Consider the following 20381-nt stretch of genomic DNA (forward strand, 5'->3'; position numbering starts at 1 on the left):
CCGGCCGCGGTTACGCGTTACTTGAAATCCTTCCGGTACTGGATGAACCCCGCGTTGTTCGCGAGCTTGTCATACAGCGCGCGGGCGGTCGTGTTGGTGTCGTGCGTGAGCCAGTACACGCGGCTCGCGCCGGCTTCGCGGGCCCGCTCGTACACGGCTTCGATCAGTGCGCCGCCCGCGCCTTGGCCGCGAGCGTCGGCTGCCGTGAACAGGTCCTGCAGGTAGCAGTACGGCCCTTCCGTCCAGCACGAGCGGTGGTAGATCGCGTGCACGATGCCGACCAGCTTCCCCGACGCATCGAATGCGCCGAGCACGAACATCGGCTCGGCGGGATCCATCAGCCGCGCCCACGTGGTCGCGAACACGGCGTCGCTCAGCGCGGTCTCGTAGAACTTCTGATAACCCTGCCACAGCGGGCGCCATGCGGCTTCGTCGGCAGCGACGAGCGGGCGGACCGTGACGCGCGTCGCGTCGTTCGCGCGGCCGGCCGCATCGCGGGCCTGCGCCTGCGCGTGCCGGATCGCGATGAGCGACTCGCGCTGCGCGCCTTGCGCGTCGAAGTTCGCCGGCGCGAGCCATGTTTCGAACGCGGCCCGCACGGCCGGCCATTCGCCGTCGATGATCGAGAACCACGCGGTGTCGCGGTTGCGGCCCTTGTAGATGATCGCCTGCCGGAACGTGCCTTCGTAACGGAACCCGAGCCGCGCGGCCGCCTTGCGCGACGGCTCGTTGAGGTCGTCGCACTTCCATTCGTAGCGCCGGTAGCCGAGCGTGTCGAACGCGTACTTCATCAGCAGGTACTGCGCTTCGGTCGAGATCGGCGTGCGCTTGAGCAGCGGCGAGAACGTGACGGAGCCGACCTCGATCACGCCGTTGGCCGGATCGATGCGCATCAGCGCGAGCGTGCCGACCGCGCGGTTCGTCGCGCGGTCGATCACCGTGTAGTGCAGCGGATCGGTGCTCGTCGCCGCGCCGCGCGCGTAGTCGCGGTAGCCCGACTCGTCGGCGTACGGGCCGTGCGCGAGATAGGTCCAGTCGCCGCCGTCGGGGGCCTGCGCGTACGCGGCATACAGGTCGGCCGCGTGGCGGTCGGCGTCGAGCGGTTCGAGCCGGCAGTAGCGGCCTTCGATCACGATGCGCTCGGGGCGCGGGCGGGCGGACCAGTCCGGAACGGGTTGGCCGATGGGCTGCTGGAAGGCGTTGGTGAGCGTGGACAAGGTCGATCTCGCTTCGGTTGGCGGCCGGCGACATGCCGGCATGCAGACGATCGTAGTCCCGGCGAGGTACCATGAGAAGCGCCAGACTATGCTGAATTTATGGTGCCACGACGGCGCCACGATGGCGCCATGTCCGAGACCTCCACGCCGCGATACCCCGATGACGACTGCCTTTCCTCCCGGCGACGCGCCGCTGTTGCCGCTCGACGCGCCGCTCGCGCGCACGGCCGGCGCGCCTTCGCTGCAGCGCCAGTTGCTGCGCCGCGTGCGCGACGCGATTCTCGGCGGCGCGATGCCGGCCGGCACGCGCTTGCCCGGCACGCGCGCGCTGGCCGAGACGCTCGGCGTGTCGCGCAACACGACGGCGGCCGTCTATGAGCAGCTGGTCGCCGAAGGCTTCCTGCAATCCGATCGTCGCGGCACGCGGGTGGTCGGGCTGTCGCGGCCGGCCGCGCCGCGTCGCCGGGCGGCGCCGCCGGCCGTCGCGCAGCGGCTCGGGCGGATCCGTCCGAGCCTGATCGGCACCGGCGAGTCGGAGGGCTTCCGGCCGGGCGTGCCCGCGCTGTCGCATTTCCCGGTGGATGCGTGGCGGCACGCGATCGACCGCGCGTTGCGTCGCGAGGGCCGTGACCTGCTGGCGTACGGCGATCCGCTCGGCGAGCGCGCGCTGCGCGAATCGATCGCGCGCCATCTGGCGGTGACGCGCGGCGTGCGCTGCGATCCCGAGCAGATCGTGATCACGGAAGGCGCACAGGGCGCGATCGCACTGTGCGCGCAATTGCTGACGAACCCCGGCGACATGGTCTGGGTCGAGGAGCCCGGCTATCGCGGCGCGCGCAGCGCGATGCAGGCGGCCGACCTCGACGTCGTGCCGATGCCGGTCGACGCGGAGGGGCTGCGCGCGGCAGACGAGGACTGGCGCGAACGGACCCCGCGGCTCGTCTATACGACGCCGTCGAACCAGTTCCCGACCGGCGCGGTGCTGTCGATCTCGCGCCGGCTCGCGCTGATCGATGCCGCGCGCCGGCATCGCGCATGGATCATCGAGGACGATTACGACAGCGAGTTCCGCCACACCGGCGAGCCGATCGGCGCGCTGCACGGGCTCGCGGCCGATTCGCCGGTCGTCTATCTCGGCTCGTTCAGCAAGACGATGTTCCCGGCGCTGCGGATCGGTTTTCTGGTGCTGCCCGACGCGTTGCTGGCCGCGGTGCGGCCGGCGCTGCCGGAAATGCTGCGCGGCGGCACGCGCCACGTGCAGCTTGCGCTTGCGGATTTCATCGAGACGGGCGAATACGGGCGGCATCTCGGGCGGATGCGCCGGCTGTATCGCGACCGGCGGCGGTCGCTGCTCACCGCGCTCGACGAAGCCTTCACCGTGCCGCATCAGGTCGAGGGCGGGCCGTGCGGCCTCCATCTGGCGCTGCGGCTGCCGGCGCGCTATCGCGACCGCGCGATCGTCGAGGCGGCGCGCGCGCACGGCATCGGGCCGTTTCCGCTGTCGGGGTTTTCGATCCATGCGACGTCGGCGGCCAACGGGCTCGTGCTCGGGTTCGGCAATACGTCGGCCGATGCGTTCGCGCCGATGCTGCGAACGCTGTCGGCGATCGCGCATCGGGTTGCGGGAGATTGAGACGGGTGCGGCGTGCGTCGCTTGCCGCGACCCGCTACTTCTTCAGCATCTCGAGCGCTTCATCGACCATCGGGTGATGCCGGTTCGTGTTCCATACCGCGGCGGCCGTCACGACCGTTACCTTTTCCTTCAACGGCCGGACGACGACGTTCTCCGGCGCGAGCTTGCGCATCGAGGCCGGCACGAGCGCCACGCCCTGACCGCAGCCGACGTAGGCAACCTGCGACGTCACCGAACGCACTTCGTGAATCACGCGCGGCGTCAGTCCGTGCGCGCGGCAGACGGACGTCAGCATGTCGAAGTAGACGGGGCTCACTTGCCGCGACGACATGATCAGCGGCTCGTCCATCAACGCGCGCAGCCGCACGGTCGGCATGGCGGCCAGCGGATGGTCCCGCGGCAGCGCGACGGCCAGCCGGTCCTCGGCCAGCGGCATCGTCGCGATGCCGTTCGCGACCTCGCCGTCGACGCGCGCGAACGCGAGATCGAGCTCGCCGGCCTCCAGCGCCGGAATCGCGTCGACGCTGTCGATCTCGTTGACGAACACGGTCAGGTGCGGATGCGCGCGCTTGAGTGCGTCCAGTAGCGGCGGGACGGTATCGAGCATCGCGGACGTGATCGCGCCGACATGCAGCACGCCGGACTGGCCGGCCGCGACCTCGCGCACGACGCGTTGCAGCCGTTCGGCCTGACCGGCGAACTGCCTGACGGCCGGCAGGATCGCGGCGCCCGCCGGGCTCAGTTGCGTCCCTTGTCGCGAGCGGTAGAACAACTGGATCTTCAGCGATTGCTCCAGCACCTTGATCTGTTCGGTCAGCGGCGGCTGCGACATGTTCAGCCGCTTCGCCGCCCGCCCGAAATGCTGTTCCTCGGCGACGGCGAGAAACATCCACAGCTGCCGAATCAGCCGGTAGTCGATCGTGTTGTTCATGGCGGGGTACCCAGGATGACATAGCGCGCAAGCGGCGGTGGGGCAGGCGCTGCGGCGCGCCATTATGGGGGCGTGCCATGCCGCGAGCCACGCTTTCAGTGATCCGGAAATCGTATCACGCAGATACGAAATGCGAAATTTACATACCACGCTGCCGAAGCGACGATTGCCGCACTTGTCAACCGGGATCAGCGTGATGAACCAGCCTGCCATTCTCGAGCGTCTTGCATCGCTCGACACGAACACCGTATCCGATGCACTCGACTTTCTCGGCCTGCCCGGCGCGACGGTCGGCCTGCGTCCGCTGTGGAACTGCCCGAAAGTCGTCGGGCGTGCGAGCACCATCCAGCTCGGTCCGAAGACCGATGCCAAGCCGACCGTGCACCTCATCTCGTCGGTCGTCGATGCCGTTACGACGGACGATCGCGTGCTGGTGATTGCCGGCGGCGCCGACGGCATTTCCTGCTGGGGCGACATCCTGGCCAACGCGGCGACCGCGAAGCGGATCCGCGGCTCGGTGATCGACGGCTTGAGCCGCGACATCGAGGGCAGCGAAGCGGTCGGTTATCCCGTGTACGGGCGCGGCGTCACGATGATCAGCGCACGCAACCGCGTGGTGCAGATCGCTTCCGGCACGCCGGTGCAGATGGGCGGCGTGACGGTCAATCAGGATGACTATGTGATTGCCGATCGCTGCGGCACGGTGTTCGTGCCGGCCGCTCGCATCGACGACGTGCTCGATCTTGGCGAGCGGATCGCCACGCGGCAGGCCGGCATGGTCGCCGCCGTGCGCGCCGGCCGCCCGGTCGCGGACGTGATGCACGACAAGGAATTCGAAGCCATCGCGGTGCGCTGAACGCCGATCCTCATTCCGGAGAATTTGATATGACGCATTCACACAAGGCTACGGCCGACGACCAGGAACTGGTCGCACTGTTCGAAGGGCTCGATACGCCAGGCGTGTCGGACGCGATGGACAAGCTCGGACTGCCCGGACAGGCGCTCGGCATCATGCCGCTGGCTGATTACACGAAGGTCGTCGTCGGCCCCGCATTCACGGTCAGGTACGTGCCGGCCAGCGTGCCGCCCGGCACCGTCGGCGATTTCATCGACGACGTCGCACCAGGCGACGTCGTCGTGATCGACAACGACGGCCGCACCGACTGCACGGTGTGGGGCGACATCATGACCCAGTACGCGGGGCTGCGCGGCATCGCGGGCACCGTGATCGACGGCGTGTGCCGCGACGTGAACAAGGCGCTCGGCGACAACTATCCGCTGTTCACCGCGGGCCGATTCATGCGGACCGGCAAGGATCGTGTGCAGGTCGAAGCGGTGAACGCGACGGTCGCGATCGGCACCGTGCGCGTGGCGGCGCGCGACATCGTCGTCGCGGACGCCAACGGCGTCGTGATCGTGCCGCGCGGCCGCGCGCGCGAAGTGGCGCAGGCTGCACGCCAGATCGAAGAAGTCGAATCGCGCATCCGCGAACAGATCGCACGGGGCAAGACGCTGGGCGACGCCCGTGCGGCGCTCGGTTATCACACACTGCAAAGCAAAGCCTGAACGATGAACCCGACCCGGACTTATGATGCGGCGCTGCTCGAGCAGGCGCGCAAACTCGGCACGTCGACGCTTTACGAAGCGTCGGGTGTCGCCACCAACTCGGTCGATCCCGCCATTCGCACGGTGTGGCCGGGCGCGTCGATCGCCGGCCCCGCGTATCCGCTCGAATGTTCGCCCGGCGACAACCTCGCGATCCACATCGCGATGGAGAAGGCGCCGCGCGGCAGCGTGCTCGTCGTGTCGACCGGCGGCTTCGTGTCCGGCTATTGGGGCGAGGTGCTGACGGTGGCGGCGGAAGCGGCCGGCGTAGCCGGCCTGATCATCGACGGCGGCGTGCGCGACATCGCGGCGCTGGTCGCCCGCCGTTTCCCCGTGTTCACGCGCGGCGTGTCGATGCGCGGCACGATCAAGGCGAGCGCGCCGTCGGTCGGGCAGCCGATCAGTTTCGCGGGGACGCCGGTGGCGGCCGGCGATCTGGTCGTGGCCGACGACGACGGCGTGCTCGTGATTCCGGCCGCGCACGTCGAAGCGACGCTGGCCGACGGGCAGGCGCGCGCCGACAAGGAAGCGAAGATGATGGACGCGTTGCGAGAAGGGCGCAGCACGCTCGAGCTGATGGGGCTGACGAGATGGAGGAGCGGGCAATGAGCACACCGATCGATACGCTGAACCGCTTTCTCGCCGCCGCTCGCCCGTCGGCGACCTACAAGGTGATGGATCGCGTCGCTACCCGGCGCGCGAGCGGCGCCGCGGTGATTTCGCTGAGTGCCGGCGAGCCGGATTTCGACACGCCAGAGCACGTGCGTGAAGCCGGTATCGCCGCGATCCGCGCAGGCCACACGCGCTACACGCAGGTGGCCGGGCTGCGCGGGCTGCGCGAGGCGATCGCCGACAAGTTCCGCCGCGAGAACGGGCTGGACGTGGACTGGCGCGACACGCTCGTCTGCAGCGGCGGCAAGCAGGTGATCTTCAATGCGCTCGCTGCCACGCTGAACGAGGGCGACGAAGTGATCGTCCCCGCGCCGTACTGGGTCAGCTATCCGGAGATCGTGCAGCTGTGCGGCGGCCGGTCCGTCACCGTCGCGTGCGGTGCGGAGAGCGGCTTCAAGCTCACGCCCGACGCGCTGCATGCGGCGATCACGCCGCGCACGCGGTGGCTGATCCTCAACTCGCCGTCCAATCCGACCGGCGCGGTGTACAGCCGTGCGGAACTGCGGGCGCTTGCCGACGTGCTGCTCGCGCATCCGCATGTACTGGTGCTGTCCGACGACATCTACGAACACCTGATCTTCGACGGCATCGCGTTCTTCACGATCGCACAGGTCGAACCGCGACTGCGCGAGCGCGTGCTGACGATGAACGGCGTGTCGAAGGCGTATGCGATGACGGGCTGGCGGATCGGCTTCGGCACCGGTCCGCGATGGCTCATCGACGCGATGGAGAAGTTGCAGGGACAACAAACGTCCGGCGCGTCGACGATCTCGCAGTACGCGGCGCTGGCCGCGTTGACAGGGCCGCAGGATTTCATCGCGCATTCCCGCGTCGCGTTCGAGCGTCGCCGCGATCTGGTCGTCGAACAACTCAACCGGGCGCCGGGCTTGCGATGCGACGTCCCGCAGGGCGCGTTCTATGCGTTCGCGTCGTGCGACGCACTGATCGGCAAGACGACACGTGCGGGCACGCGTCTCGACAGCGACGAGGAGGTGGTGAGCGCGTTGCTCGACGAAGCGGGCGTGGCGACCGTACACGGCAGCGCTTTCGGGCTGGGCCCGTATATCCGGATTGCCTACGCGCTGGACGACACGTCGCTGCTGCGCGCGTGCGCCGCGATCCAGGAATTCTGCCGGACGTTGGTGGACTGAACGCCGTTGTGCCTCGGTCGCGCGTGTCGCGCCGGGACCGGCGTATGTCATCTTTACTCGGGATTCGATCAGATGCGTAATGCGTTTTCCCAGTCGCGGTTCTCGTTCGCCATCGGCGACACCGCGCTGGATGTTTCGGCCATTCATCGCGACGGCGACGGCGCGCCCGTCGTGTTCCTTCACGGCTTCGGCTCGACGAAGGAGGATTACGCGGACATCGTGCGTCATCGCGAGTTCGACGGTCGGCCTTTCGTTGCATACGACGCGCCCGGCTGCGGGGAAACGCAGTGCGCGAATCTGTCGAAGATTTCGATCCCGTTCCTCGTCGACACCGCATTGCAGGTGCTCGACCGGATCGGCTTCGCGCGCTTCCACCTCGTCGGACATTCGATGGGCGGGCTGACGGCGCTGATGCTCGCGCATCGGCATCCGGAGCGGGTGCTGAGCTTCGTCGACATCGAAGGAAACATCGCGCCGGAGGACTGCTTCCTGAGCCGACAGATCGTCGATCATCCGCGCGACAACGCCGAGCGCTTCTTCGACGACTTCATCGACCGGACCCGCCGCGCACCGGCGTACGCGAGTGCGCTGTATTCGGCCAGCCTGCGTCACAAGGTGCGGGCCGAAGCGGTCGGCGGCATCTTCCGCTCGATGGTCGACCTGTCCGACAACGGCGACCTGATGCGCAAGTTTCTCGGTCTGCCGTTCCCGCGGATGTTCATGTACGGCGAACAGAACGCGTCGCTGTCGTACCTGGGCGCAATCGAGAAAGCGGGCGTCGTGCTGTCCGAAATCCCCGATTGCGGGCACTTTCCGATGTACTCGAATCCGGTGCTGATGTGGAAGGCAATCGCGGCGTTTCAGGCGTGACGCAGCTGATGCGAAGCTGCCGAGCCGAGGCAGCTTCGTATCGAACGCACGCGAATCATGCGGTTTCGACGCGTGCGTCGATGCCGTTCACCGCACCCGTTCCGCCCGCATGATCCGACTTGCGGCCACCAGGCTGAGCACGAGCAGCACCGCGACGAACGCGACGACGGCGGCCCACGCCCCGTGTTGCCAGAACGTGCCGCCGACCGAGCCGAGCACGCTCGACCCGAGGTAATACGCGAGCAGGTAGAGCGACGCGGCGTGCCCCTTCGCGGAACCGGCAAGATGCCCGACCCAGCCGCTCGCGACCGCATGGGCGACGAAGAAGCCGATCGTGATCAGTACGATCCCGACGATGATCGCAACGAGCGAATGCGACAGCGTCAGCGCGAGGCCCGCCGCGAACACGACAATGCCGCTCACGAGCACGGGTGCCCGCCCGAGGCGATCGGCCAGCGCGCCCGCGCTCGACGACGAAACCATCCCGAACAGGTACGCACCGAAGATCAGCCCGCATGCCGTTGCGCTCAGGTTGAACGGCGCTGCCGTGAGCCGGAACCCCGCATAGTTGTATACGGTCACGAACGAGCCCATCACGAGGAAGCCGATCGCGAACACGAACGGCAGCCGCGCGTGCTGCAGTTGGGCGCGCCACAGCCGCAAGTGGTGGCGCAGCGTCAGGTCGGTGCGCTTCACGAAGCGTCGCGACCGCGGCAGCAGCATCACGAATGCGATCGCGGCGAGCAGATCGACGACGCCGATCGTCAGCATCGCGGTCCGCCACGAGAAATACTCTTCGAGCGCGCTCATCCCGATTCGGCCGATCATGCCGCCGAATGCGGTCCCGCCGACATACAGCCCCATCGACAGCCCCAGCCCTTCGGACGCGATTTCTTCTGCGAGATAGGCCATCGCCACCGCCGGCACGCCGCCGAGCGTGAAGCCTTCGAGCGCGCGCCAGACCAGCAGCAGGTTCCAGTTCGGCGAAATCGCCGCGAGCAGGTTGAACAGCGCGGCGAGCGTCATCGACGCGAACATCAGCCCGCGTCGCCCGACGCGCTCGGACAGCGCGCCGGCGCACAGGATCGAGAGGGCCAGCATCCCGGTCGACAGCGACAGGGACAGCGAACTCGACGCCGCGCCGATGTTGAATTCGCGCGCGAACGCCGGCAGCAACGGCTGGACGCAGTACAGCAGCGAGAAGGTGGAGAAGCCGGCAAGGAACAACGCCAGCGCGATGCGCTTGTAAGCCGCCGAGCGCGGCGACACGCCGGCGGGCAGCGCATCGGCCGCAGCGTTCGGGACGCGCGTGGCGGCAGGCGAAATCGCAGGAGAAGACATGGTATGCACCCGCTTGTTCAGGGAATACCCGAATTCTTGCGCATGGTCAAACATATGTCCAATATATGAAATGAACCGTAGCGATACGTTTTACATCTAGCTTTGAAGCTGCTTCCGTTTACTCCGGGACGACATCACGCATGGAACTCCGACATCTCCGCTACTTTCTCGCCGTGGCCGCCACGTCGAACTTCACCAAGGCCGCGGAAGCGCTCGGCATGGGGCAGCCGCCGTTGAGCCAGCAGATCAAGGCGCTCGAGAGCGAACTGGGCGTCGAGCTGTTCAAGCGGACCGTGCGCGGCGCCGAGTTGACCGTCGCGGGCGAGGTGTTCGCGGAAGAGGCGCGGCGCGTGCTCGACGATGCGGAGCGCGCGGCGCGGGCGGCCAGGCGGGCTGCACGCGGCGAAATCGGGCAGCTGCGGGTCGGCTTCACCGGCACGGCGGCGTTCAATTCGAAAGTGGCCGACCTGATTCGCCGCTTTCGCGAAGCGTTTCCGGACACGGAGCTGACGTTGCAGGAAGCGACCTCCGGCGTGCTGCTGGAGGCGCTGGAAGCCGGGCGGCTCGACGTCGCGATCGTGCGTCCGGAGCGTCGCATCGCCGACACGTTGCTGGCGGCGGACTGGGACGAGGAGCCGATGTTCGTCGCGCTGCCGGTCGCGCATCGGCTGGCGCAGCGGCGCCGGATCGATCTGGCGGAGCTGGCCGACGAAGCGTTCGTCCAGGTGCCGCGTGAAGCGGGCAGTGCGCTGTTCGACGACATCGTCGCCGCCTGCAATGCCGCGGGCTTCCAGCCACGCATGGCGCAGCCGGCGCCGCAAATCGCATCGGCGGTGACGCTCGTCGCGGCCGGGCTCGGCGTGTCGATCGTGCCGAAGGCGATCACGCAGGTGCAGGTCGCGGGCGTCGTGTATCGGCCGGTCGCAGGCAATGGCCTGCGCGCGCGGCTTGCGATCGCATCGCGCCGTGATGATCCGTCGGCGGTGGTGCGTAATTTTCTGGCGCTGGCGTGGTAGTGCGGCGCGGCGATTTCCATCGTCGCGCGTGAACGCCGAACGCGTCAGGTCGCAGGTTGCCGGGCTCATTGATCTGAATGCGCGTCAAACCTCGTTCTTCAGGACGAGAAAGGATAGCGCGGACGCCGTAGGTGTCCTTTGCGGCTGCTAATGCGGTTTTTTTGCTGTTCGATGTATTGGCGGACGATTTCGATAGGCGCTCCGCCACAATTTCCCGCAAAGCAAGACGGAGACCACAGCGCCCCGCCCCACGACTTTTTCCGAATGCGGGCGCATTCTGCCGGTTCATGCGACTTGAGACGCCGTTGAAGCTGTTCACCAGGGACGACACGGAATCCTTGGGCGGGTAGTGCACCAGCAGGTGTACATGGCCGTCCGCACCATCGAACTTCACCCGTTCGGATTCGAAGTCCAGACAGACACTGGCGAAGATGCTGCGCATGTCGTTCAGCATCTCCGTGGTAAGCACATTGCGCCGGTGCATGTGGTCAGGAAGACCACATGCACACGGATCAGAAAGACGCAATGGCGACTACGTCGAATGGCTTGACTCTCGCTTGTGGGCCACGCATACAATGGCCCGATGCAACGACTCCAGGCTTTCAAGTTCGAACTGACGCCTAATGGCGAGCAGCAGCGCAAGATGCGCCGCTTCGCTGGGGCATGCCGGTTCGTTTTCAACAAGGCGCTGGCGTTGCAGAAGGAGAACCACGAGGCGGGCGGCAAGTTCATCGGGTATGTGGCAATGGCAAAGCACTTGACGGCGTGGCGCAACGGCACGGAAACGCCCTGGCTCAAAGATGCTCCGGTGCATCCGCTCCAACACGCACTCAAGGATCTGGAGCGAGCGTACAAGAACTTCTTCGCCAAGCGTGCGGCGTTCCCGCGCTTCAAGAAGAAGGGGCACAGCGACAGCTTTCGCTATCCGGACTCGAAGCAGATCAAGCTCGATCAGGTCAACAACCGCGTCTTTCTGCCCAAGCTCGGCTGGCTCCGTTATCGCAACAGCCGGGATGTGTTGGGCGAAGTGCGTAATGCCAGCGTGTCGCGAAACGCGGGCAAATGGTTCGTGTCGATCCAGACCGGGCGTGAAGTCGCGCAGCCGGTGCCGCAGGCCACCAGTGCGATCGGCATCGACCTGGGCATCGCACGGTTTGCCACCCTGAGCGACGGCAGCTTTCTCGCACCGCTCAACAGCTTCAAGCGGCACGAGGATCGGCTGCGCAAAGCGCAGCAGGCAATGAGCCGCAAGTCGAAGTTCAGCAGCAACTGGAAGAAGGCGAAAGCCCGTGTCCAGCGTATTCATTCCCGCATCGGCAACGCTCGCCGCGACTACCTGCACAAAGCCACGACCACGATCAGCCAAAACCACGCGATGGTGTGCATCGAGGACTTGCAGGTACGAAACATGTCGAAGACGGTGGCTGGCAGCCCCGATGCGCCGGGCAAAAACGTTCGGGCCAAGTGCGGCCTGAACAAAGCCATCCTCGATCAGGGCTGGTTCGAATTTCGTCGTCAGCTGGACTACAAGCTGGCGTGGAACGGCGGCTGGCTCATTGCCGTGCCGCCGGCGAATACGAGTCGCACGTGCCCGGCCTGCGAATACGCGAGCGCGGAAAACCGGCAGACGCAGGCCGCATTCCGCTGCGTCGCGTGCGGTCATGAGGAGCATGCCGATGTGGTCGGTGCGATCAACATACTGGCGCGGGGACACCGCGTTGCAGCCTGTGGAGAGCCGGTGCAGTCAGGCCGCTCCGTGAAGCAGGAACCCGCCGAGGCGCTCTGAGATAAGCATCATCGTCTCAGACGCGGCAGGAATCCGCCGCCTTCAGGCGGCGGAGGATGTCAAGGGCCGGATGCGATCCGCGGTGAATATGCGGATTGACGAAACGCCCACTTTGACCGGAACGACCGCTGTCGCGGCTCCGCGGTCGCGCGGCCACCCGGCATGCGGGTTTCGATTCGTATGTTCCGCGAGGCGGCGTGGACTATAAATGGAGCGTGTACCGGTGCTTGTCGGGCGTCCGCGCGTCTCGCGCCGGGCGTCGCGCGACTGCCGGGGGAGGTGCACCGTGGTTCGCCAGACGCTTGCTCGCGCCGTGCTTCGCACCGCGTTGATCGGGGGCGTGTTCGCCTGCTTTTTGTCGTCCCTGCCGCCAGCCATTGCCGCGACCGTCGCGCCGCCCGCCGCGACACCCGTCACACCACCGACACCGCCCGCCACACCCGCCGCACCGCCTGTCGCGAAGAATCGCGCGGTCGCACCGCCTTACTCGATGCCGGTCGACTTTCCCGCGATCGTCGACCGCTACGGCCCGGCGGTCGTGACCATCATGACCGCCGCGCCCGACCAGCAGGCGGCCGGCCCGTCGTTCATGATCCTCGATCCCGACGATCCGGTCGCTGCGTTCTTCCGGCGCGGCGCGCCGCCGCCGTCGACGCAGGGGCCGCAGGCGCCGGCGCCCGACACGTCGCCGCGCGCTGTGTCCGGCAGCGGCTCGGGCTTCATCGTCAGCGCCGACGGGCTGATCCTGACGTCCGCGCATGTCGTCGGCGATGCGAGCGACGTGACGGTGCGGCTCACCGACCGCCGCGAGTTCAAGGCGACGGTGCTGGCCGTCGATCCGCAGAGCGACGTCGCGGTGCTGCACGCCGACGCGACGAAGCTGCCGTTCGTGCGCATCGGCGATTCGTCGCGGGTGCGCGCGGGCGAACCGGTGATGACGATCGGCGCGCCGGACGGCTCGGGCAACACGGTGACGGCCGGCATCGTCAGCGCGACGTCGCATGCGCTGCCGGACGGCGGCGTGTTTCCGTTCTTCGAGACGGACATCGCGGTGAACCCCGACAATTCCGGCGGCCCGGTGTTCAACCGCGCGGGCGACGTAATCGGCATCGCGGTGCAGGTGTACACGGGCGCGAACCGCTACGCGAGCATGACGTTCGCGATTCCGATCGCGCTCGCGGCGAAGGTGCGTGCGCAGGTTCAGGCGCAGATGCGGGCCAATGCGCAGGCGCAGCGTGCGTCGTCCGGCAATGCGCTGGGCGTCGACGTGCAGGACGTCGGCATCGGGCTGGCCGCCGCGTTCGGCCTGCCGCGTCCGGCGGGCGCGCTGGTCAACGGCGTCGATCCCGGCTCGCCGGCAGCCGCGGCCGGCGTGAAGCCCGGCGACGTGATCGTGCAGTTCGGCGACAAGCCGATCGGCCGGTCGGCCGAGCTGAACGACCTGGCCGCCGCGTTGCCGCCCGGCGGGAAGGCGCCGCTGCGGCTCGTCCGAAACCGCGTGCCGATGGTGCTGACGGTCACGGGGGCGGACGACGCGATCGGCAACGCGGCCGCGGCGGGCAGCGCTGGCGCTGCGGGTGCTGCGGGTGCTGCGGGTGCCGCGGGTGCCGCGGGTGCCGCCGGCGTGGCAGCGGCTGCCGCCCGGCCGGCCGATGGCGGCGATCGCCTCGGGCTGACGATGCACCCGCTGAGCGACGACGAACGGCGCTCGACGGGGCTCGCGGTCGGGATGATGGTCGACGCGGTGCACGGCCCGGCGGCGAGCGCGGGGATCCTGCCGGGAGACGTCGTCCTCGAACTCAACGACACGCTGCTCGAAACGCCGGACGACGTGCAGACCCTCGAAGCGACCGGCGGCAGCGTGATCGCGGTGCTGATCCAGCGCGACAACGCACGCAGGTTCGTGTCGGTGCATGCGCGGTAGGGCGTTGACGCGGGCTGCGTCGAGCGCCTACCATCGTTCGACATCGTTGCCCGTGACCCGGGCATTCAGGCGCCATCCGGCATGAAAACAGGCATGAACGCGGCAAGCTTCATCGTAGTAGCACACAGGCGCAGGGTCCGGTAGCGGCACCGCGCCGGCACCCATGCGCCCCCGACTGGTTCGGGGGCTTTTTTTTGCGTTGCGCACGGCCATGCGGCGTGTGCGCGGAGGGCATCCTCTTGCAATCGAACCTGCCGATCGCTTCCGAACCGGCCGCGCCGCGACACGCGACGCTGCTCCTCTTGTGCGCGTTCTCGGTGCTGCCGTTGAGCCTGTTCCTGCCGTCGTTGCCGGCGATCGCGCGCGACCTGGACGCCGACTATGCGATGGTCGCGCTCTCGCTCGGCGGTTACGCGGCGGTGGCCGCATCGCTGGAGTGCGTGATGGGGCCGCTGTCGGACCGGTTCGGGCGGCGGCCGATCGTGCTGACGAGCGTCGGCGTGTTTACGCTCGGCTCGCTCGGTTGTGCGATGGCGACCGATATTCGCGTGTTTCTCGGCTGCCGGCTGATGCAGGCGGCGATCACGTCGGTCTATCCGGTGTCGATGGCGACGATTCGCGATACCGGTGGCGGTGCGCGCGCGGCGAGCCGGATCGGCTATGCGGCGATGGCGGCCGCGTTCGCGCCGATGATCGGCCCGACGCTTGGCGGCGCGCTCGATCAGACGGCCGGCTGGCGCGCGAGCTTCTGGCTGCTCGGCGCGGCCGGAATGGCGTTGCTCGGCTGGTGCGCGTTCGATCTCGTCGAAACCCATACGAACCGGTCGTCGTCGCTCGCGCGCCAGCTTCGCGCGTATCCGGCGCTGCTGCGTGCGCGCCGCTTCTGGGCCTATGCGCTCTGCATGGCGTTTTCGACGGGGACGTTTTACGCGTTCCTGGCCGGCGCGCCGCTCGCCGCGCAAACGGTGTTCGGCATTCCGCCGGCGGAGATCGGTGTCTGCATGGGGGCGGTCACGGCGGGGTTCGTGTGCGGCAGCTTCCTCGCCGCGCGGCGTGCGCGCGGGTATCCGCTCGCCACGACGATCCTGTGCGGACGTGTCGTTGCGTGCCTGGGGCCGGCGATCGCGCTTGCGCTGTGGTTCGGCGGGGCGACGCACGCGATCGCGTGGTTCGGGCCGTGCGTGCTGATCGGCATCGGCAACGGGCTGTCGAATCCGGGCGCGCATGCCGGCGCGATGTCGGTGCGGCCGGAACTGGCCGGGAGTGCGTCAGGGCTGGCCGGCGCGATGACGATCGCGGGCGGGGCCGCGTTGTCGGCGTTGACGGGCGCGGTGCTGACGACCGGCAACGCGGGTTATGCGCCGCTGGTCATGATGCTGCTGTCTGCGGCGCTTGCGCTCGCGGCCGCCGTGTGTGTGCGCCGGTTCGATGCACGCGCCGGCGACGTGTAACCGGCGCCGGCATGTGAAGGGCGTGCCGATCCGGAGCGATGCCGGCACCGCAGCGATCGGCCGCGGGCTGTGCAACGCGACGGCCATCGACTGGACGGCCCGTCGCGCGCGCCTGCGGACGCGTTACGGCTTCGCGCCGACCACGAACTCGAACGAAGCCACGCCATCGACGCCACCCGTCACGCGGTCGCCTGGCTGCAACGCGCCGACGCCGGCCGGCGTGCCGGTGAAGATCAGGTCGCCGGCCTTCAGCCCGACCGAGCGCGACACGTACGCGATCACGTCTGGCACGGCCCAGATCATGTCCGCGAGATCGCCTTGCTGGCGCGTTTCGCCGTTGACGTCGAGCCAGATCCGGCCGCTCGCCGGGTGGCCGGTCGCGGCGGCCGGGCGCAGCGCGGTCACGGGGCCCGACGCGTCGAAGCCCTTCGCCCAGTCCCACGGACGGCTCAGCTTCTTCGCTTCGGCCTGCAGGTCGCGGCGCGTGAGGTCGACGCCGACGCCGTAACCCCACACGTGCGACAGCGCGTCGGCCGGGTCGATCGACCGGCCGTCCTTGCCGATCGCGACGACCAGCTCGATTTCATGATGGAGATCGTTCGTCAGCGGCGGGTACGGGACGGTGCCGCTGGCCGGGACGATCGCATCGGCCGGCTTCGTGAAGAAGAACGGCGGTTCGCGATCGGGATCGGCACCCATTTCGCGTGCATGGTCGGCGTAGTTGCGGCCGACACAGAATACGCGGCGCACCGGAAAGCGCGCGGACGACTGTTCGACTTCGACGGAAGGACGCTCGGGAGCGTCGATGACGTATGCGGACATCGGATGACCTCGTTCGACAGGAAGACGGATACCGGCGCCCGCGCAACGCGGCACGGGCCGGCATGCATGAAACGATACCCGACGGATGCGCCACCGGATGCGACGCAACTGCGTTTTAACCGGACAAAACTACGCGTCGCCGGCCGTCGCCGTGTCGTCGGCGTCCGGCAGCGCGGCGTTCGCGTCCCGGTATGCCTTCGGCGACACGCCGACCCGCGCGCGAAAGCGCCGTGCGAAATACCCTTCGTCGCGGAAGCCGACCGAGCGCGCGATGTCCGCGATGCGCCGGCTCGTATGCGCGAGCAACGATTGTGCGAGCGCGATCCGGCGCTCGGTCACGAGATCGGTGAAGGTGCTGCCGGTTTCCTTGCGCACCAGGTGCGCGAGGTAGTTCGGCGACAGGAACGCGGCCTCGGCGGTCGCGGCGAGCGTCAGGTCCTCGCGGGTCAGGTTCGCACGCACGTGCCGCAGCACGCGCGCGAGCGCGTCGCGCCGGCCGGCACGTTGGGCGCCGCGCTGCGCGAGCTTGTCGAGCGCGCCCGCGTACTGCGTGCAGACGAGCCCGATCAGTTGCAGCAGGTAGCCGCGCAGCAGCGTGGTCGAGCCGAACGTGCGCACGCGGTCGGTGTCGAGCATGCACAGCGCGAGGCGGCGCGCCTCGTCGAACGCGTCGCCGGTCAGGATGAAGTCGAGGTGTTCCTGGAAGCGGAACGGCGTCAGCTCGGGAAAGCGGTGCGCGGGCACGTCCTCGAGATCGAGCGGATCGACGTCGAGATCGGCGCGCAGGAACGCCTGGCTGAAGTTGATCACGACGAAGTGCGCGCCTTCCGGATGCGGAATCAGGTGCTCGCGGTGCGGCAGCACGAACGCGAGCGCGCCGCGCGGAAACGGCCGCGTGACGCCGCCGATCCGCTGCTCGGTGTCGCCACCGAGGTTGAACTGGATCTGGAAATACGCGTGCCGGTGCGGCTCGGTGATCGCCTGGCGCGACGTCTGGTCGCGGATGTAGAAGTCGAGCCGGTCGCTGCGTTCGGGCATCCCGTACAGGCGCGGCGGGGCGGTGGAGGGCATGAAGGATTCTGCTGTTCGTGACGCGGTTGAGCCGCGATGGTACAGCGAAATCGGTCTGTCCCAGGCTTCGGCCGAAATCGGGGGCCGGAAGCGGGCGCCGTTGCGGAGCCGGCGGGCGGGTGAACGGGGGAGCGGGCGGGGCGGCCGAATCGTGCCGGCATGCCCCGCATGTCGTTACTGCGCGGTGTAACCGCCGTCGACCATCAGCGACGAACCGTTGATGAACGACGCCTCGTCGCTCGCCAGGAACAGCACGGCGTTCGCGACTTCGTCGGCTTTCCCGAGACGCCCCATCGGATGCAGTGCCGCCAGCGCCTGCTTCTGCGCGTCCGGCACGTTTTTCAGCAGCGGCGTGTTGATGTAGCCAGGGCACACGGCATTCACGCGGATGTTGTGCTGGCCGTAGTCGATCGCGAGCGTCTGCGTCAGCAGCTTCACGCCACCTTTGGCGGCGGCATAGGCCGTCACGCCCGATTTCCCGACGTGGCTATGGATCGAGCCGCAATTGACGATCACGCCGCCGCCTTGCGCGTGCATGTGCTGGATCGCGTATTTGTCGCAGAGATACACGCCGGTCAGATTGATGTCGATCGTCTTTTTCCACGCGGATTCGTCGAGCTGCTCGATCCGCGCGTCGTCGGCGATGCCGGCATTGGCGAACATGATGTCGACCCGGCCGTAGATCCGCACGGTTCGCGCGATCAGGTTCTGAACGGCTTCGCTGTCCGTGACATCGGTTTCGATATAGACCGCTCGTCCGCCGTTCTCGATGACGTCGGCGGCGAGCTGCGCGCCCTTGTCGGTCAGATCGGCGATGACCACGCTCGCACCTTCGCGGGCAAAGGCGCGGACCGTGGCTTCGCCAATGCCGCTTGCCCCGCCGGTGACGATCGCCACCTTGTTTTCGAAACGCATTGCTGAACTCCTCGAGCACGTGCTCGCCATTCGTTTGGACGGAAGTCAGGCTAGCACGGCGGATTCGGCGAGGCGTCGGCGCACGGACATTTCGATCCGAAAACCCGCATTACCTTGAGATAAGTCGTGTTTTACGGATGCTGATTCGGGTGGAAATCATGGAAACCGCGCACGGAAACCGCGGCGATCGTGAAGACGGTTTCCGTGCCGGCTACCGGTCGAGCAGCGACACAACCCGGCGCCGCAGCTCGGGCACGACGTCGGCGTCGAACCACGGGTGGTGCTTGAACCACGCCTGGTTGCGCGGCGACGGATGCGGCAGCGGCAATACGTCGGGGCCGTAGTCGCGCCAGGCGTGCACGGTGTCGGTCAGCGTGGCCTTGCGCGTGTCGCGCAGGAAATGCCGCTGCGCATATTGGCCGATCAGCAGCGTGAGCCGGATCGACGGCAACTCGGCGAGCAACCGGTCGATCCACAGTGGCGCGCATTCGGGGCGCGGCGGGTTGTCGCCGCTTGCGCCGCGGCCCGGGTAGCAGAAGCCCATCGGCACGATCGCGAAGCGCGTCTCGTCGTAGAACGTGTCGGCGTCGACGTCGAGCCAGCCGCGCAGCCGCTGGCCGCTCGCGTCGTCCCACGGGATGCCGCTCGCATGAACGCGTGCGCCGGGCGCCTGCCCGACGATCAGGATGCGCGCGTCGCGATGGGCGCGCACGACGGGGCGTGGGCCGAGCGGCAGGTCGGCTTCGCAGACGCGGCATGCGCGGATTTCAGTGAGCAGCACGTCGAGCGGCGCGCGCGTGGGTTTCGGCATCGATGATTCTGAGCGGGGACGGAGTGTTCATGCGGCGTCACCCGAGGGTGCGTGCCGGGCGCCGACAGGCGACCCGGACAAGCAGGGCGCGGGCGCGCACGCCGCCTGCATCACACCCGCGACGGGCCCGCTGCGCCGCCTTCGGCGACCGCAGCATCATACAACGCGGTTTGCGCGATCGCGCGGGCGATCCCCGCGTCGTCGTGCGAACCGTCGAGCATGCCCCAGCGCCGGTACTGCGACAGAAACCACTCGCCTTCGCGCGGATCGGGCCGGTTCACGGCGCCGCCGTCGTGGAAGCGGATCGGCAGCGGCGGTACGGCGAACGGCCCCGATCCGTAGTCGCCGAGCAGGCGCGGCGCGATCAGCCGGGCCGGCACGCCGAGCGCGTCGGGCGACGCGAGCCAGTCGGCCGCCTCGCGACGGTGCGCGGCGCTGTCGAGCCACGCGCAGGCATCGACGAGCGTGCGGATCAGCGCGCGCGCGGTGGCCGGGTACAGCGCGACGAAATCGCGCCGGGCCGCGAGCACCTTCTCCGGATGATCAGGCCAGATCTCGCTGGTGACGGCGACGGTTCGCCCCGCGCCGCAGGCGTCGGCCACCGCATGCCACGGCTCGCCGGCGCAGAAGCCGTCGAGCTCGCCGCCGGCGAGCGCGGCCACCATCTCGGGCGGCGGGATCACGACGCTGCGCACGTCGCGCAGCGGATCGACGTCGTGCGACGCGAGCCAGTGGTTCAGCCACATCGCGTGCGTGCCGGTCGGGAACGTCTGCGCGAGGAGCGGTTTGCGGCCGAGCGTCGCGAACGCGTCGCGCACGCTGCCGCTGTCGCGATACGCGTCGGCGAGGCCGCGCGACAACGAGATCGCCTGGCCGTTGCGGTTCAACACCATCAGCGCGGCCATGTCGGCCTGCGGGCCGCCGATCCCGAGCTGCAGTCCGCAGACGAGCCCGTACAGCGCATGCGCGGCGTCGAGTTCGCCGCTCAGCAGCTTGTCGCGCACGGTGGCCCACGACGGCTGGCGGCCGAGTTCGAGCGTGAGGCCGTGCCGCGCGCCGAGGTTCAGGCGCTGCGCGACGATCAGCGGGGCCGCATCGCTCAGCGCGACGAACCCGAGGCGAAGATGTGCGCGCTCCGGCGCGACGGGAAGTGAGGTATCCATGG

General features: G+C 68.3%; 18 protein-coding genes and 1 pseudogene. 10 read left to right on the forward strand and 9 right to left on the reverse strand.

Annotated elements, in window-relative coordinates; translation table 11 throughout:
- Positions 1 to 17: 17 nt before the first annotated feature.
- Positions 18 to 1217, reverse strand: a complete 1200-nt coding sequence (locus BX604_RS17425) for a GNAT family N-acetyltransferase (RefSeq protein WP_098551884.1) — start codon at positions 1215 to 1217, stop codon at positions 18 to 20.
- Between the two features lie 160 nt (positions 1218 to 1377).
- Between BX604_RS17425 and pdxR the strand changes: the two genes are divergently transcribed.
- The gene (gene pdxR / locus BX604_RS17430; protein WP_098551885.1) at positions 1378 to 2850 is read left to right on the forward strand and encodes a MocR-like pyridoxine biosynthesis transcription factor PdxR; all 1473 of its coding nucleotides are present in this window, start codon (positions 1378 to 1380) and stop codon (positions 2848 to 2850) included.
- Positions 2851 to 2884: 34 nt separating this feature from the next.
- Here pdxR and BX604_RS17435 read toward each other — a convergent pair whose 3' ends face one another.
- Entirely contained in the window at positions 2885 to 3781 is an 897-nt protein-coding gene (locus BX604_RS17435) for a LysR substrate-binding domain-containing protein (protein ID WP_098551886.1), read from the reverse strand.
- Between the two features lie 196 nt (positions 3782 to 3977).
- Here BX604_RS17435 and BX604_RS17440 point away from each other — a divergent pair, with 196 nt between their 5' ends.
- The 5 genes from BX604_RS17440 (at position 3978) to BX604_RS17460 (ending at position 8079) form a co-directional block, all read left to right on the forward strand.
- Entirely contained in the window at positions 3978 to 4637 is a 660-nt protein-coding gene (locus tag BX604_RS17440; protein ID WP_098551887.1) for an RraA family protein, read from the forward strand.
- A gap of 29 nt (positions 4638 to 4666) precedes the next feature.
- Positions 4667 to 5347, forward strand: a complete 681-nt coding sequence (locus tag BX604_RS17445) for an RraA family protein (RefSeq protein WP_098551888.1) — start codon at positions 4667 to 4669, stop codon at positions 5345 to 5347.
- 3 nt (positions 5348 to 5350) lie between these two features.
- On the forward strand, positions 5351 to 5995 hold the full coding sequence (locus BX604_RS17450) for an RraA family protein (protein WP_098551889.1): 645 nt from the start codon (positions 5351 to 5353) through the stop codon (positions 5993 to 5995).
- Entirely contained in the window at positions 5992 to 7209 is a 1218-nt protein-coding gene (locus tag BX604_RS17455) for a pyridoxal phosphate-dependent aminotransferase (protein WP_098551890.1), read from the forward strand. The genes BX604_RS17450 and BX604_RS17455 overlap by 4 nt, the downstream gene beginning before the upstream one ends.
- Before the next feature lie 72 nt (positions 7210 to 7281).
- A complete protein-coding gene (locus tag BX604_RS17460) occupies positions 7282 to 8079 on the forward strand; it encodes an alpha/beta fold hydrolase (protein WP_098551891.1) in 798 nt (265 codons plus the stop codon).
- Between the two features lie 87 nt (positions 8080 to 8166).
- Here the strand turns inward: BX604_RS17460 and BX604_RS17465 are convergent, their stop codons facing one another.
- Positions 8167 to 9420 carry an MFS transporter gene (locus tag BX604_RS17465; protein ID WP_098552938.1) on the reverse strand — a complete coding sequence of 418 codons (1254 nt, stop codon included), beginning with the start codon at positions 9418 to 9420 and terminating at the stop codon, positions 8167 to 8169.
- A 140-nt stretch (positions 9421 to 9560) separates the two neighbouring features.
- On the opposite strand from BX604_RS17465, the gene BX604_RS17470 reads away from it, so the two are divergent.
- Entirely contained in the window at positions 9561 to 10436 is an 876-nt protein-coding gene (locus BX604_RS17470) for a LysR family transcriptional regulator (protein WP_098551892.1), read from the forward strand.
- Positions 10437 to 10534: 98 nt separating this feature from the next.
- Here the strand turns inward: BX604_RS17470 and tnpA are convergent.
- Positions 10535 to 11012 (reverse strand): annotated as a pseudogene (gene tnpA, locus BX604_RS17475) (IS200/IS605 family transposase).
- A gap of 7 nt (positions 11013 to 11019) precedes the next feature.
- On the opposite strand from tnpA, the gene BX604_RS17480 reads away from it, so the two are divergent.
- From BX604_RS17480 to BX604_RS17490, 3 genes are all read left to right on the forward strand, one after another.
- Entirely contained in the window at positions 11020 to 12222 is a 1203-nt protein-coding gene (locus BX604_RS17480; protein WP_098551893.1) for an RNA-guided endonuclease InsQ/TnpB family protein, read from the forward strand.
- Between the two features lie 286 nt (positions 12223 to 12508).
- Positions 12509 to 14146, forward strand: coding sequence for a trypsin-like peptidase domain-containing protein (locus BX604_RS17485; protein ID WP_098551894.1), 1638 nt, complete (start codon positions 12509 to 12511; stop codon positions 14144 to 14146).
- Positions 14147 to 14385: 239 nt separating this feature from the next.
- Entirely contained in the window at positions 14386 to 15597 is a 1212-nt protein-coding gene (locus BX604_RS17490) for an MFS transporter (protein ID WP_098552939.1), read from the forward strand.
- Positions 15598 to 15720: 123 nt separating this feature from the next.
- On the opposite strand, the gene BX604_RS17495 is transcribed toward BX604_RS17490, so the two are convergent.
- From BX604_RS17495 to BX604_RS17515, 5 genes are all read right to left on the reverse strand, one after another.
- Positions 15721 to 16419: a fumarylacetoacetate hydrolase family protein gene (locus BX604_RS17495; protein WP_098551895.1), complete on the reverse strand. Its 699-nt coding sequence runs from the start codon at positions 16417 to 16419 to the stop codon at positions 15721 to 15723.
- A 129-nt stretch (positions 16420 to 16548) separates the two neighbouring features.
- Positions 16549 to 17490 carry a helix-turn-helix transcriptional regulator gene (locus BX604_RS17500; RefSeq protein WP_098551896.1) on the reverse strand — a complete coding sequence of 314 codons (942 nt, stop codon included), beginning with the start codon at positions 17488 to 17490 and terminating at the stop codon, positions 16549 to 16551.
- A gap of 174 nt (positions 17491 to 17664) precedes the next feature.
- Positions 17665 to 18405 carry an SDR family NAD(P)-dependent oxidoreductase gene (locus tag BX604_RS17505; RefSeq protein ID WP_098551897.1) on the reverse strand — a complete coding sequence of 247 codons (741 nt, stop codon included), beginning with the start codon at positions 18403 to 18405 and terminating at the stop codon, positions 17665 to 17667.
- A gap of 211 nt (positions 18406 to 18616) precedes the next feature.
- A complete protein-coding gene (locus BX604_RS17510) occupies positions 18617 to 19216 on the reverse strand; it encodes a uracil-DNA glycosylase family protein (protein ID WP_098551898.1) in 600 nt (199 codons plus the stop codon).
- 110 nt (positions 19217 to 19326) lie between these two features.
- Entirely contained in the window at positions 19327 to 20379 is a 1053-nt protein-coding gene (locus BX604_RS17515) for a CmpA/NrtA family ABC transporter substrate-binding protein (protein WP_098551899.1), read from the reverse strand.
- Positions 20380 to 20381 lie beyond the last annotated feature (2 nt).

Source organism: Burkholderia sp. JKS000303, assembly GCF_002563755.1.
Classification (GTDB): Bacteria; Pseudomonadota; Gammaproteobacteria; order Burkholderiales; family Burkholderiaceae; genus Burkholderia; species Burkholderia anthina_B.